Origin of the sequence: Mycobacterium sp. TY814, assembly GCF_030755175.1 — a bacterium.
In the GTDB taxonomy this organism is placed as follows: domain Bacteria; phylum Actinomycetota; class Actinomycetes; order Mycobacteriales; family Mycobacteriaceae; genus Mycobacterium.
Genome location: NZ_JAUFRY010000002.1, coordinates 852034 through 864915, shown reverse-complemented (window position 1 = coordinate 864915; position 12882 = coordinate 852034). Strand labels below are relative to the sequence as shown.

15 protein-coding genes are annotated in these 12882 nt (G+C 65.6%); 7 read left to right on the top strand and 8 right to left on the bottom strand.

What is annotated here, in order from left to right; all coding sequences use genetic code 11:
* Positions 1–51: 51 nt before the first annotated feature.
* A complete protein-coding gene (locus tag QXH22_RS17485; protein WP_306276906.1) occupies positions 52–663 on the bottom strand; it encodes a PadR family transcriptional regulator in 612 nt (203 codons plus the stop codon).
* Between the two features lie 223 nt (positions 664–886).
* Between QXH22_RS17485 and QXH22_RS17480 the strand changes: the two genes are divergently transcribed.
* Both QXH22_RS17480 and QXH22_RS17475 read left to right on the top strand, forming a co-directional pair.
* The gene (locus tag QXH22_RS17480; RefSeq protein WP_306276457.1) at positions 887–1423 is read left to right on the top strand and encodes a PaaI family thioesterase; all 537 of its coding nucleotides are present in this window, start codon (positions 887–889) and stop codon (positions 1421–1423) included.
* 140 nt (positions 1424–1563) lie between these two features.
* On the top strand, positions 1564–2082 hold the full coding sequence (locus QXH22_RS17475; protein ID WP_306239759.1) for a hypothetical protein: 519 nt from the start codon (positions 1564–1566) through the stop codon (positions 2080–2082).
* Here the strand turns inward: QXH22_RS17475 and QXH22_RS17470 are convergent.
* From QXH22_RS17470 to QXH22_RS17460, 3 genes are all read right to left on the bottom strand, one after another.
* Entirely contained in the window at positions 2079–2849 is a 771-nt protein-coding gene (locus QXH22_RS17470) for an SDR family oxidoreductase (protein ID WP_306244065.1), read from the bottom strand. The two genes, QXH22_RS17475 and QXH22_RS17470, sit on opposite strands and share 4 nt — an antisense overlap.
* Positions 2850–2974: 125 nt before the next feature.
* Positions 2975–3760: an MBL fold metallo-hydrolase gene (locus QXH22_RS17465; RefSeq protein WP_306276456.1), complete on the bottom strand. Its 786-nt coding sequence runs from the start codon at positions 3758–3760 to the stop codon at positions 2975–2977.
* Positions 3761–3788: 28 nt separating this feature from the next.
* Entirely contained in the window at positions 3789–4304 is a 516-nt protein-coding gene (locus tag QXH22_RS17460) for a VOC family protein (RefSeq protein WP_306276455.1), read from the bottom strand.
* Between the two features lie 88 nt (positions 4305–4392).
* Between QXH22_RS17460 and QXH22_RS17455 the strand changes: the two genes are divergently transcribed.
* Positions 4393–5361: an aldo/keto reductase gene (locus QXH22_RS17455; RefSeq protein WP_306276454.1), complete on the top strand. Its 969-nt coding sequence runs from the start codon at positions 4393–4395 to the stop codon at positions 5359–5361.
* Position 5362: 1 nt separating this feature from the next.
* Here the strand turns inward: QXH22_RS17455 and QXH22_RS17450 are convergent, their stop codons facing one another.
* Both QXH22_RS17450 and htpG read right to left on the bottom strand, forming a co-directional pair.
* The gene (locus QXH22_RS17450; RefSeq protein ID WP_306239756.1) at positions 5363–5578 is read right to left on the bottom strand and encodes a hypothetical protein; all 216 of its coding nucleotides are present in this window, start codon (positions 5576–5578) and stop codon (positions 5363–5365) included.
* 156 nt (positions 5579–5734) lie between these two features.
* Positions 5735–7669: a molecular chaperone HtpG gene (gene htpG / locus QXH22_RS17445; RefSeq protein ID WP_306276453.1), complete on the bottom strand. Its 1935-nt coding sequence runs from the start codon at positions 7667–7669 to the stop codon at positions 5735–5737.
* A gap of 136 nt (positions 7670–7805) precedes the next feature.
* Here htpG and QXH22_RS17440 point away from each other — a divergent pair, with 136 nt between their 5' ends.
* Positions 7806–8159, top strand: a complete 354-nt coding sequence (locus QXH22_RS17440) for a hypothetical protein (RefSeq protein ID WP_306276452.1) — start codon at positions 7806–7808, stop codon at positions 8157–8159.
* Between the two features lie 276 nt (positions 8160–8435).
* On the opposite strand, the gene QXH22_RS17435 is transcribed toward QXH22_RS17440, so the two are convergent.
* Positions 8436–9527, bottom strand: coding sequence for a methyltransferase (locus tag QXH22_RS17435; protein WP_306276451.1), 1092 nt, complete (start codon positions 9525–9527; stop codon positions 8436–8438).
* Between the two features lie 74 nt (positions 9528–9601).
* Here QXH22_RS17435 and QXH22_RS17430 point away from each other — a divergent pair, with 74 nt between their 5' ends.
* Together QXH22_RS17430 and QXH22_RS17425 are read left to right on the top strand one after the other, a co-directional pair.
* Positions 9602–10255, top strand: coding sequence for a TetR/AcrR family transcriptional regulator (locus QXH22_RS17430; RefSeq protein ID WP_306276905.1), 654 nt, complete (start codon positions 9602–9604; stop codon positions 10253–10255).
* 238 nt (positions 10256–10493) lie between these two features.
* Complete coding sequence (locus QXH22_RS17425; RefSeq protein ID WP_306276450.1) at positions 10494–11315, top strand: HAD-IIA family hydrolase; 822 nt, start codon at positions 10494–10496, stop codon at positions 11313–11315.
* Here QXH22_RS17425 and QXH22_RS17420 read toward each other — a convergent pair.
* Positions 11254–11649, bottom strand: a complete 396-nt coding sequence (locus tag QXH22_RS17420; protein ID WP_306239752.1) for a response regulator — start codon at positions 11647–11649, stop codon at positions 11254–11256. The genes QXH22_RS17425 and QXH22_RS17420 overlap by 62 nt on opposite strands.
* 146 nt (positions 11650–11795) lie before the next feature.
* On the opposite strand from QXH22_RS17420, the gene QXH22_RS17415 reads away from it, so the two are divergent.
* Positions 11796–12869 carry a class 1 fructose-bisphosphatase gene (locus QXH22_RS17415; protein WP_306239751.1) on the top strand — a complete coding sequence of 358 codons (1074 nt, stop codon included), beginning with the start codon at positions 11796–11798 and terminating at the stop codon, positions 12867–12869.
* The last annotated feature ends 13 nt before the right edge of the window (positions 12870–12882 follow it).

The following is a 12882-nucleotide window of genomic DNA, read 5'->3' as shown; positions in this document are numbered from 1 at the left end:
CATCGCGCAGGGCCTGGTGTTCGGCTACATCGCGGCGCTTGACGCGGCGGCTTATTCGGCCGCCCGCTTGGCCTCGATCTGCTTCTCGACCTCACGCCAGTACCCCGGGGCGGGGCGCGGCTTGCCGAAACTGCCTTTGCCGGCCTTGCCGAGGATCGCGTCGGTCTCGTCGATCTCTTTCATCAGCTCCAGGGCAAACTCGCGCTCAGCAGCGTAATACTTTGCTGCCCAACGCAGTGCGATCACCGAGTACGCCCAGCCGGGCTCGGCTTCGGCGCCCTCGGCGTCTTCGACGGCTTTGCGGTGCCGGGCTTCGACGTAGGCCACGTATTCCTGCAGCAATTCCTTGAGACGGGTCGGGTTGCTGAGGTGGCCGAACGTGATCCGCAGCAGCATGCTGTGCTTGAGCACCGGCGGATCCAGGGGCGCGTTGTTGGTCCAGTCGGTGATGGCGGCCATGCCGGCCTCGGTGATCTTGTAGAGCCGGCGACTGCGGGTGCCTTCGTCACGCTCGACCCGGGACGTCACCAGCTCCAGGCTTTCCAATTTCTTGAGCTCGGTGTAGATCTGGCTGTACGAGGGACTCCAGTAGTAGAGGTCGACGCTCCAGTCGATCCACTTCTTCAGGTCGTAGCCGGAGACTTCCTCTTCGTAGGACATCATGCCGAGCAGGGCCCAGCTGGTGGCGGCGAGTGCCGACTTCACCTTGTCGCTGGGCGCGTTCACGCCGCCAAGATTAACAACCCGCAGGTCGATGGTGGCTGACGACGGACCGCTGACTGGGACATCGAGCGCTGCTCTAGGGTGACGGACATGGTGGATTCGTTTGAGTCGATGACTGATTCGTTAGCCGGTATACGAGTCGCTGGCCGCATCGGTGCGACGGTTGATCGACGCGACGATCCGCACCGAAGTGGACCACGAGGTCATCGCGGCCGCGGCGGCCAAGATTGACAGCGTCACAGCCGAACTCAGCGCCGAACTGATGCCCGGAACGTTCGGCCAACGCGCAATCGACGACGGCCAGGGCATTGCGTCGGGCAATGTCGTTGTCGGCGTTCGCAATCCGTCGGCTCCCCCGCTGGTGGTCCACCATGAGGACGACGGATCGGTGTGGACGGAATTCACACTCGGCGCCGCATTCGAAGGTCCCATGGGGCACGTGCACGGCGGTGTCTCGGCGATGATCCTCGACCACATACTCGGAGCCACCGCGCACCGACCCGGCCGGCCGGCCTACACCGGCACGTTGACGTTGCGCTATCACCAGCGGACCCCGCTGCTGCAGCCGTTACGGGCGGACGCGTGGGTGGACCGGGTCGAGGGCGTCAAGACCTTCGCCGTCGGTCAGATCAGCGGCGCCGACGGCGTCCTGGTATCGGCGGAGGGCATCTTCATTCACCCGCGGAATCTGAGCACCTAGTAACCGGTGGCAGCCGCTGGAATATCCGGCTGGCTCCACGCCCACCTTGGAGCGACAACCCGCGCCGTTTCCGGGACAGATCCGGTGAGCCTTCCCTAGGCTGCCCTAGGGTTCCGGGCACCCGTGGCGAAAGGACATCGATGTCGAAGGCAAGGCGGTTCATGACCCCGCTGGCGGCGGGCTTGATCACGTTGGCGGCGTGCGGATCACCGCATGCCTCACCGCCGGCCTCGTCCAGCACCCCGGCAAAACCGGCCACGCCGGCAGCCTCCGCGGCCCCGGTCACCAAGCCATCCACGACGACGACCACCTCCACGACTGGTGCGCCGGACTGCGTCGGGCTTTCGATCTGCCCACCCCCGCCGCCTGACGCCGACGGCAACCCGGCGTGCTTCTACTCCGACGGCTGGCAGGCCAGCTCGACCGGCGCCGGCATCGAGGTCTGGTACTTCCAGGAGCCGCAGAACATGTCGACGCCCGACAAGGTCACCGCGGTGGTCCGCAAAAAGGACGGCAGCACCGAATCTCAAGACGCCGCAATAGAAGCCGGCCAGCAGGTGCACCGGTTCGAGTTCCCGGCAATCGACAAATCCGCCGTCGCCGAAGTGTTGTTCGACACCAGCAGAGGCCGCTGCTTCGTGACCGGTCCTGGGAGTTAGGGCAGCTGCCCGTATTCGAGCACCGCTCCCCCGGCAGCGGGAGCGCCTCTGGCGACCACGACCGGCATCGACGTCGATGCGTTGGTGCGCAGGATGGTGTGGACCACCTCGACAAGGTCCTCGACGGGCATCAGCCTGCCCGGCATGCAGCCCCGCGCCACCCACAGCGGGTAAGCCTGCATCGCCAAATCGCGGTCCCACCCGGCATTCATGCCGGTCTGCGCATCACCCTCCCCGCCCGCGCACTCGCCGACGATGAGATTGGTGAAACCGATGTTCGGGTGCTCGGCCCGCCACGCCTCGACCAGCCGTTCCAGCGCCGCCTTACTGACGCCGTAGGCTCCCAGGCCCGGCCAGGGCGGCCCGAACGTACCGGCGTCGGACGATAGATAGATCACCTTGCCCGCGGACGTCGTCAAGTGCGGAATGGCCGCCGCCGTCGTCAGCGACGCCCCGATCACATTGGTGTCGAAGACGCGCCGCCATGTTTGGGCATCGGTCTCGGCCAGCGGTACCAGCGGGCTGATCGCGGGCGAGTACACAAGGTTGTCGATGCCCCCGAGCGCTTCGGCGGCGGCATCGATGGCGGAGCGGGCCGATTCCTGATCGGTGACGTCGCACTCGACGGCGAACGCGTCCGGTCCTGCGTCCTGGGCGGCCGCGTCAATGCGCTCGCGGCGCCGCGCGAGCAGCGCAACCCGGTCACCGCGCCGCGCCAGGCCGATGCCGATGCAGCGCCCCAGCCCGCTCGAAGCTCCAACTACCACTGTTCTTGCCATAGCGACCTCCGCCGCCGAGCATGACACACCGCCACCCTCCGACGAGAACGGGGTTATCGTTTTAGGAGCATGGCGTTGCCACCAGGGCCCCACGGCCCCGCCGACCAGCTGAATCAACAGCGGGCTTGCTCGAACAGGCCCCGGTCGTGTGCGCACACGATCTCCAGATCGCGTTCGCCGCGCTCGTACAGTTCAGCGAGCCGCGCCTGGTTCTCCCGCAGTTGCCCGCGGTTGAAGGCGGACGCGCCTTCGTATGTGCGCAGCATCAACGGCACACCGGACCGGTCCAGCGCTCCGTGATGGTAGAACGCGTCCCCGCAATGCAGCACCCATCTATCCCCGGCTCCCTCGCCGGCGCGGACGGCCACCGCCGCGTGGCCCCGGGTATGACCCGGCATCGGCACCAGGACGACGCCGTCGCTGATTTCGGAAAGCGCTTTGGCACGGGCGAATCCGCGCCAGGACTCGCCATCGGGATCATGCTCGACCAGGTTGGGCCCGTGTGCCCACTGCACGCTTCGGTACCGCAGGCGTTCGCGCAGCGATGGAGCGTGGATGGCGCCGCGGGCCTCGGCCGTGGTCACGTGAACGTGCGCGTCGGGAAAGTCGGCAAGCCCGCCGATGTGGTCAAAGTCGAAGTGGGTTAACACGATATGCCGCACATCGGACTGTTGGAACCCGAGTTGTGCGATCTGGTGCAGTGCCGTTTCGCTCTCCTGTAACACCGGTCTGATGACATGGCGCAGTGGCCCGACGCGGCCGGGATCCCGGCAGTCGTGCGAGCCGAAGCCGGTGTCCACCAGGACCAGTGCATTGCCGGCTTCGATCAGCAGGACGTGGCACACCATGGGCGCACCGGGCGTTTTCATGGTTCCGCAGTTGAGATGGTGAACTTTCACTGCGTCCTTCCCATCGCGCCGGCCGGACTCATCCGAGCACCCGGATCGGCTCTGCGCCATCCCATTCGGCGGCGACCTCGCGGATGTAGGCGAACAGGTGCCCTTTGGGCCCACTGATGTCACTGATCTCGATGACCGTGCCCTGCTCGCGCTCGGTGTCCAGGTAGGCGAAACGCCCGCCGATGTCGCCCTCCTGGCCCACCGTGTAACCGGCCGTCAGAACCCGGTCGTAGAGGGCCTGATAGTCGGTCGTCCAGTACGCGACGTGTTGGGCTCCCTCGCGGCCGGAGTCGAGGAAGTCTTTGTACATCGACGGCGCGTCGTTCCGTTGCTGGATCAGCTCCAACTGCACATCGCCTGAGTTGGCCAGGGCCACACTCATTCTGAGGTCGGAATCCGCCCCGCGGTAACGGAAGTCTTCCGGCATTACGGTTTCGATGTAGAACCACGGCCCGACATCGTGCCGAATCCACCGGTCCATCGCGGCCTGGATATCGCGCACCACATAACCAAGCTGGTTGATACTGCCGAATATTCGGCTCACAGCCGTTCCCCTTCGTCAGGCGGCCCCGCCCGATGTTCTATCACGGCTGAGCGCCGGCCACCGCCGACCGCCGATATACGGTGGGCTCATGAAATACATTCAGGTCGACGGAGTCGGCCAGGTCAGCCGGATCGGGCTCGGCACGTGGCAGTTCGGCTCGCGCGAGTGGGGATACGGGGACACCTACGCCTCCGGTGGGGCACGCGACATCGTGCAACGCGCCCGCGCCCTCGGCGTCACCCTGTTCGACACCGCCGAGGTGTACGGCCTGGGCAAGAGCGAACGGATCCTGGGCGAGGCGCTGGGCGACGAACGCGCCGAGGTGGCCGTGGCCAGCAAGATCTTTCCGGTCGCGCCGTTCCCGGCAGTGATCAAGCAGCGCGAACGTGCCAGCGCGCGGCGACTGCAGCTGGACCGCATCCCGCTGTACCAGATCCATCAGCCCAATCCCGTCGTCCCGGACACGGTGATCATGCCGGGCATGCGTGACCTGCTCGACGAGGGCAAGATCGGCGCGGCCGGTGTCTCGAACTATTCACTCGCCCGCTGGCAGCAGGCTGACGCGGCGCTGGGCCGCCCCGTGATCAGCAATCAGGTGCACTTCTCGCTGGCACACCCGCGCGCCCTTGACCACATGGTGCCCTTTGCTGAACGAGAGAACCGGATCGTCATCGCGTACAGTCCCCTGGCCCAGGGTCTGCTGGGAGGCAAGTACGGCGTCGACAACCGCCCCGGTGGCGTACGCGCGGTCAATCCCCTGTTCGGGACCGAAAACCTGCGCCGCATCGAGCCACTGCTGCAGACGCTCCGCGATGTGGCGGCCGAGGTGGGCGCCAAGCCGGCGCAGGTGGCTCTGGCCTGGCTGATCAGTTTGCCGGGAGTGGTTGCCATACCGGGCGCGTCCAGTGTGGAGCAGTTGGAGTTCAATGTGGCGGCCGCCGAGGTCGAACTTCCCACCGAATCGCGCGACGCACTCACCGAGGCGGCGCGTGCGTTCAAACCCGTGTCGGCGGGGCGCTTCCTCACCAACCTGGTGCGCGAGAAACTGCCGTTCTGAGTCAGCTGGTGACGCGCCGGCGGCTCAACGGAGCCGTGAAGCCGCCGGTGTCGTCGAAGCCAGCCCACTGACCGTCGTCGCACACCTCCATGCGCCAACCCAGCTGGTAGCGGCCGGCGATGGTGTCGGCAAACCACCGGTGCGCATCCTCCGCACTGTCGAAATCCCTGGTGGCGACGATCACGCCCTGCGGATCGATGGCCCGAAACACAGTCATGAAATGCGAATATCCGTTCCGGCCGGCTTTCAATCGCCGATCCCTTACCTGACCCGAACAGCGACACTGAACCTGCGCACGCGACGCGCCGCGGCGGGTGTGCGTGGCGGCGGTCGCGCCGGGCGGCTGGGCGAGCTGGGCGGTAGCGCCGGGGACCTACACGGTGCGCGTCAGCCGGTCGGCCAGCAGCTCGGCAAAGCGCGCTGGGTCCTGCAGCGCCCCGCCCTCGGCCAGCAGCGCGGTGCCGTAGAGCAGTTCCGCGGTTTCGGCGACCGAGGTGTCGTCGGGACGTTCCGCGTGCGCCTGGCGCAGCCCGGTGACCAGCGGATGGTGCGGATTGAGCTCCAGGGTCCGCTTGCCGATGGGAACATCCTGCCCGGACGCCTGGTAGAGGCGGGCCAGGGCCGGCGTCATCCCGAAGGCGTCGGTGATCAGGCAGGCCGGCGAGTCGGTCAGACGGCTGGACAGCCGGACTTCCTTGACGTGATCGCTCAGGGTCTCCTTGAGCCAGGTCAGCAGGTCGGCGAACTCCTTCTGCTGCTCTTCGCGCTCGGCTTCGGAGGTCTCTTCGCCGGCGTCCAGGTCCACTTCACCCTTGGCCACCGATTGCAATTGCTTGCCGTCGAACTCGTTGACCACGCCCACCCAGACTTCGTCGACCGGGTCGGTGAGCAGGAGCACTTCGTACCCCTTGGCCTTGAACGCCTCCAGATGCGGCGACTTCTCCAGCAGCTGACGTGAGGCTCCGGTGGCGTAGAAGATCTGGGTCTGCCCCTCCTTCATCCGCTCCACGTACTGGGCGAGCGTGGTGGGTTCCTCCTCGCTGTGCGTCGAAGCGAACGAGGAAATGGAGAGCAGGGCCTCCTGGTTGTCGAAGTCCGACATGAGGCCCTCCTTGAGGACCTTGCCGAACTGGGTCCAGAAGGTGCGGTAGTCATCGGGCCGTTCGGACTGGATCTCCTTGATCGTGGACAGCACCTTCTTGGTCAGCCGGCGGCGAATCGCGTTGATCTGCCGATCCTTCTGCAGGATCTCGCGAGACACGTTGAGCGACAGGTCTTGTGCGTCCACCACACCCTTGACGAAGCGCAGGTATACCGGCATCAGCTCTTCGCAGTCGGCCATGATGAACACGCGCTTGACGTACAGCTGCACCCTGACCTTGGCGTCCTGATTGAACAGGTCGAACGGCGCCTGCGACGGGAGGAACAGCAACGCCTGGTATTCGAAGGTGCCCTCCGCCTTCATCGAGATGACTTCGAGCGGGTCGTCCCAGGCGTGCGCGATGTGCTTGTAGAACTCCTTGTACTCCTCGTCAGAGACCTCGTCCTTGGGCCTGGCCCACAGCGCCTTCATCGAGTTGAGGGTCTCGGTCTCGAGGGTGACCGACTCCTCGCCGCCTTCCTCGGTAGCCGGTGTCCGCCGCTCCACCTGCATGCGGATGGGCCAGGCGATGAAGTCGGAATACTGCTTGACCAGGCTCTTGAGCTTCCACTCCGAGGTGTAGTCGTGCAGTTCGTCCTCGGCGTCCTCCGGCTTGAGATGCAGCGTGACCGACGTGCCCTGCGGGGCGCCCTCGACGGCTTCGATGGTGTAGGTGCCCTCGCCGCTGGATTCCCACTTGGTGGCTTCGCTCTCGCCGGCCTTGCGGGTCAGCAGTTCGACCTTGTCGGCCACCATGAACGACGAGTAGAAGCCGATGCCGAACTGGCCGATCAGCTCCTCGGACGCCTGAGCGTCCTGGGCGGTCTTGGCTTCGCGGAGTTGCTTGCGCAGCTCTGCGGTGCCCGACTTGGCCAGCGTCCCAATCAGATCCACCACCTCGGCACGAGTCATACCGATGCCGTTGTCGCGGATGGTGAGGGTGCGGGCCCCTTTGTCGGTCTCGAGCTCGATGTGCAGGTCGGAGGTGTCCACATCGAGTTCTTTGTTGCGAAGCGCTTCGATACGCAGCTTGTCCAGCGCGTCAGAAGCGTTGGAGATCAACTCCCGCAGAAACGAGTCCTTGTTGGAGTAGACCGAGTGGACCATCAAATCCAGCAGTTGCCGGGCCTCTGCCTGGAATTCCAACTGCTCGACCTGCGCGTTCATGAGATTCCTCCTGCGACGTACTGCGATCGATTTTGCGTCCGAATGTAGCGAGATGCCATCGCCGCGTGGGCGGGGGGTGGTGGTGACATGGTCGTGGGTCGTCGACGACCCGCGGAACGCCGGTTAGCCTGGCCCCATGTCCCCCGGACTGTCCGACTCGACCTTCGTCCGCACGGTGAACGCGGTGGCCGTCAGGCTCATCGACGCGCCCGTGGTGGGCGGCCTGGTCCGCCGTGGTCTGGTCGTGATCCGCTATGTCGGGCGCCGCTCCGGCAAGACCGTCGAGCTTCCGGTGGGTTACCGCCGCCGCGCCGACGGCACCGTGCTGATCGGAGTGGCCGGCCCCGACTCGAAATCCTGGTGGCGCAACTTTCTCGGCGACGGCGCGCCGCTCACCCTGCTCAACTTCGACGGCGCCAACCGCACCGGTCATGCGATCGCACACCGCGACGGCCGCGGTCGGGTGTCGGTCAAGGTCACTTTGGCCTGAGCCCGATGCCCAGCCTGTAAATTGGGCGGCCCCTACTCGCCTTTTCGCTGCAAACTTGCAGGCTCGACGCGGTGACCGCGCACCAGGGCGCTTCGACTAACCTGGACTCGCCTCCACCGGAAATGACTGCGCAGCAACATTTCTCGCGCCTTCTTACGAGTTGCTACTGCGTTGCGGGGAGGGATGGTAGGCAGCGTGTCAACTGCGCGGCCACGACTGACCAAGCGACAACCTCGTGGTCAGCTCGGCTGGCCGCTACTCCAGCCTCCCGGTTTGTCAGCACGCCTTTGCTTCCACGAGACTGAACGGCGAAGCGGTCGGAATCACCCGCGTCATCCTGAACCCAGCGCGCGCGAGCAACGTCCTGTACTCCTCCGCATTGCGTTCGCGGCTGCCGTCCAAACCCAAGAGCATCTCGAGATCGGCCCACTTGCCGACGAAGTCGCGGTTGTGCTCGGGTATGACGAGTTCGACCAGGACCACGGTGCAGTCCGCACCGCACGCGGTACGCAGGTTGCGCAAGATAGCCTCGGCCTTCTCATCGGGCCAGTCATGAATGATGTTCTTCAGGACGTAGAGGTCGGCCCCTGCGGGGATGGCGTCGAAGAACGAACCCGACTCGATGCGAACCCGCTCTGCCACGCCCAGTGTTCGCAACAGTGGTAGCGCCCCGGCGGCAACGTCCGGGATTTCCAGCAGCACACCGCGAGCGGCCGGCGCTGCCGCCAGGATTGCGGCCAGCAAGCGGCCGTGTCCGCCGCCGACATCCATGATCGTTTGGTAGGGGGTGAAGTCATAGGCGGCAACCATGGGGCCCTCCGCCAACCCCGAAACACTGGTCATGGCACCGTTGAAAAGCTCTGCCAGGTAGGGATCGTCGCCGAGGTAGTCGAAGAAATCCTTGCCGCGAAGGCGTGGAATGCTTGCCCTGCCGGTTCTGATGGACTCCGCAAGCATGCTCCAGTGCTCGCGATGCTGCGGCGATCCGTAGAACTTCGCTGCCGCAGCCATCGAACCCGAAGCGTCTGTCCGCAGCGTGTCCGCGAGAGGCGTGAGGCCATAGGCGCCACTTGGGAGCCGACGAAATATGCCACGCCCTTCCAGCGCCCGCAGAAGCCGGCTTACCGCATCAGGGTCCGCACCGACCTTTGCGGCAAGATCGTCGGGCCGCAGCGGCCCCGCCGCGAGCGCGTCTGCGATACCCAATTCGGCGGCGGCTTCTATCGCCTGCGAGGTCCAGCCCGCAAGTATCAGCTCCATCATCACGACAGGCGGTGGAGCAAGTCGCTGATGCAAGCAATAGACGCCATGCCGCAGGCGGTCGACCAGTTTCACCAACCGAACCGGTGGTACGCGCGTGGATTGCATGGCGCTCACCCTCTTGTCGTATGATTTAGAGAGAGTCAACTATATTGAATAGAGTTGACTATATGGAAGGTGAGATGCGGGTGTCAACGTCTGAACGCGAATCGCGGCGAACGTATGACAACAGCCGTCGGCAGGCCGAGGCCGAGGCTCGTCAACGCCGGATCGTCACGGCAGCGACGGCTCTCTTCGTCGAGAAGGGTTTCGCCGCGACGTCGATCGACCAGATCGCGCAAACTGCAGGCGTCTCACCGCAAACGGTTTACGCGGCATTCGGATCGAAGGCCGGTGTGCTCTCGAAGGCAATCGACGTCGCAGTCCTGGGTGATTACGGGCCCGAATCGTTGGTTGACCGAGCGCCGCTGCTCGCCGATATGTCGAGCGAGCCGCAGCGCATGTTCTTCGCGACCGCCGCGCACTTCGTCCGGGAGTTGCACGAACGGGTGGCACCGCTGATACAGGTGATGTTGCAAGCGGGCCTGGACGACCTGCGCACGCTGGTGACCCACAAGATTCGCGCTGACTGTGCGTCATGGGTGGAGCAACTTGGGCCGGCACTACGCCCGAGCCTCACCAAAGACGACGCTGCCGACATTCTGGTCACCATCCAGGCGCCCTACCTGTTTTCCCTGTTTACCGTCGATTTGGGACGGTCACCGGACGAATACGAGAAGTGGCTGGCCGACGCCCTGGCCCGCATGCTGCTGAGGCCGGAACTCTTGTCGGAGTAGATTGCGCACTCCCCGGTAAACCCCGGTTATGGCGCAGACGTCCTTCGGGAGTGGCAGCTCGTCACACGGCAACCCCCGATGGCCGATGCGAGTTCACGCACCTGCTCAGGTCATCGAGCCCCCGGCCGTTCCCCCATTCGGGGGTCTGCCCCGACGCGGACCCGCCGTATGGTCTCGAATCATCCGGGCGCGCCTGCCATCTCGGCGCACCACGACTGGAAGCAACACGAGAACATCAATGGCTGAGCTGGCAACGCTGCATGACTGTCTGCTCCTCGACCTCGACGGCACGCTGTTCCGAGGCTCGCGACCGATTGCCGGTGCCGCCGAGGCGCTGTCCCTGATTGCCTCTCGTACCTTGTATTTGACCAACAACGCCTCTCGCAGTGCCACGGCGGTCGCAGAGCATCTGCGAGAGTTGGGATTTGATGCCGACCCGGGTGACGTCATCACCAGTGGCCAATGTGCGGCGCAGCTGTTGAGCACCGAATTGGCATGCGATTCAGCAGTTCTGGTCATCGGCTCGGAGGCACTGGCCGCCGAGGTGCGGGATGTAGGCCTGCGTCCGGTGCGACAGTGGGCTGACGATCCGGTCGCGGTGGTGCAGGGCTTCTCCCCCGACATCGGTTGGGGGGACCTCGCCGAAGCGGCGCTGGCGATCCGCGCGGGCACACCGTGGGTGGCAACCAACCCGGATGTCACGCTGCCGTCCGAGCGCGGGCTGGTCCCGGGGAACGGCTCGATGATCGCAGCGCTGGGGGCCGCCACCGACTGCACACCGCGTATCGTCGGTAAGCCCTACCCCCCGATCTTTCGGGACGCCCTGTCGCGCGGTGACTTTCACCGACCGTTGGTGGTCGGTGACCGGCTGGACACCGATATCGCCGGCGCCAACTCCGCCGGGCTGCCCAGCCTGTTGGTGCTGAGCGGAGTGACGACCGCAGCTGAGGCGCTGGCCGCGCCGCCCCAGCTGCGGCCGACGTTCGTCGCCCCGGACCTCAGCGGAATCCACGCCGACAGCGACTCGTTGCGCCTCGATCTCCTGACGTCAGCCGGTTGACGGCTGCGGCCAGCGCCAGCGGCCGACGGCCGGGTCCCACGGTCGCGTCGGCCTTGGACATCAGCGCCAACCAGGCGTCAGCCGCACGGGCGACCACCAGCAGGATCGGTGGGCAGTCTGCGACCCGGTCCTTGAGCTGCCGGGCGACATCCACACCGCCGGCCGGTGTGGCGTCACCGTCGAGGATCACCAGATCGACGCCGCCGGTGAGCACCTGCGCCAGCAACGCCGACTGGCACGACACGAACGCGAGAAAGTCTGTATCAGACAGCGATTCGATGAGATGGCGGCGCAGGCTGCTGTCGTTGCTGTATACCAGGGCGCGCACGGTCATGGCGTGACAGTAAGGGGAGGCTGACGTCCGGGGCAGGCCAAACGCGCGGATACCCCCACCGGACCACCCAACAGGGGGATGGACCGTGGGCGCCCAGGTCAGAGCATGTCTCTAGGTTTCCTGCTGCCCATTGGAGGTATCCGCGCATGCTCACCCGCCACACGACGCTGGTGAAGTTCCTCATCGAGGAACGGCGTCGTCACCCCGATGCCAGCGGCGACCTCAACTCGTTGATTCTCGATGTCGCTCTGGCCTGCAAGGCCATTTCGACCCGGGTGGCGCAGGGCGAGCTCGGTGGCGTGCTGGGTGCCGCCGACGTGGTGAACGTGCAGGGCGAAGTGCAGCAGAAACTCGATGTGCTGGCCAACGACTACTTCCTGCGGGCCACCGAATGGGGCGGGCAGGTGGCCGGGATGGCCTCCGAAGAGCTGGCCGAACCCTATCAGCTGCCGACGCACTACCCGCGCGGGAAATACTTGCTGATCTTCGACCCGCTCGACGGGTCTTCCAACATCGACGTGAATGTCTCGGTCGGCAGCATCTTTTCGATCCTGCGCGCTCCCGAGCCGGGCACCGACCCGGCCGTCGAGGACTTCCTGCAACCCGGCTCGCAGCAGGTGTGCGCGGGCTATGCGATCTACGGCCCGTCGACCATGCTCGTGCTGACGGTGGGCACCGGCGTGCATGCGTTCACTCTCGACCCAGCGCTCGGTGAATTCGTGTTGACCCGCGCCAACATCCGGATTCCGCGCTCGGCTGTGGAATTCGCGATCAACGCATCCAACCGGCGGTTCTGGGAGCCCGCCGTGCAGCGTTATATCGACGAATGCCTGGCCGGCCGGACGGGTCCGCGTGGCAAGGACTTCAACATGCGCTGGGTGGCATCGCTGGTCGCGGAGACGCATCGGATTTTGACCCGCGGCGGTGTGTTCCTCTATCCGCGCGACGCCAAGGACCCGGCCAAACCGGGACGCCTGCGGTTGCTCTACGAGGCCAGCCCCATCGCGTTTCTGGTTGAGCAGGCCGGCGGACTGGCCAGCACCGGCCGCAAGCGGCTGATGGACGTGGTCCCGACCGAACTGCACCAACGGGTGCCGCTGATCTTCGGAGCGGCCGACGAGGTCGAGCTGATCGAGGAGTACCACCGCAAGGACTACGTCCGGCCTTCCAGCTCACCGCTGTATGGCGTGCGGGGCCTGTACCGCGTCGTGGCCGGCTGAATCGTAAGGGGTA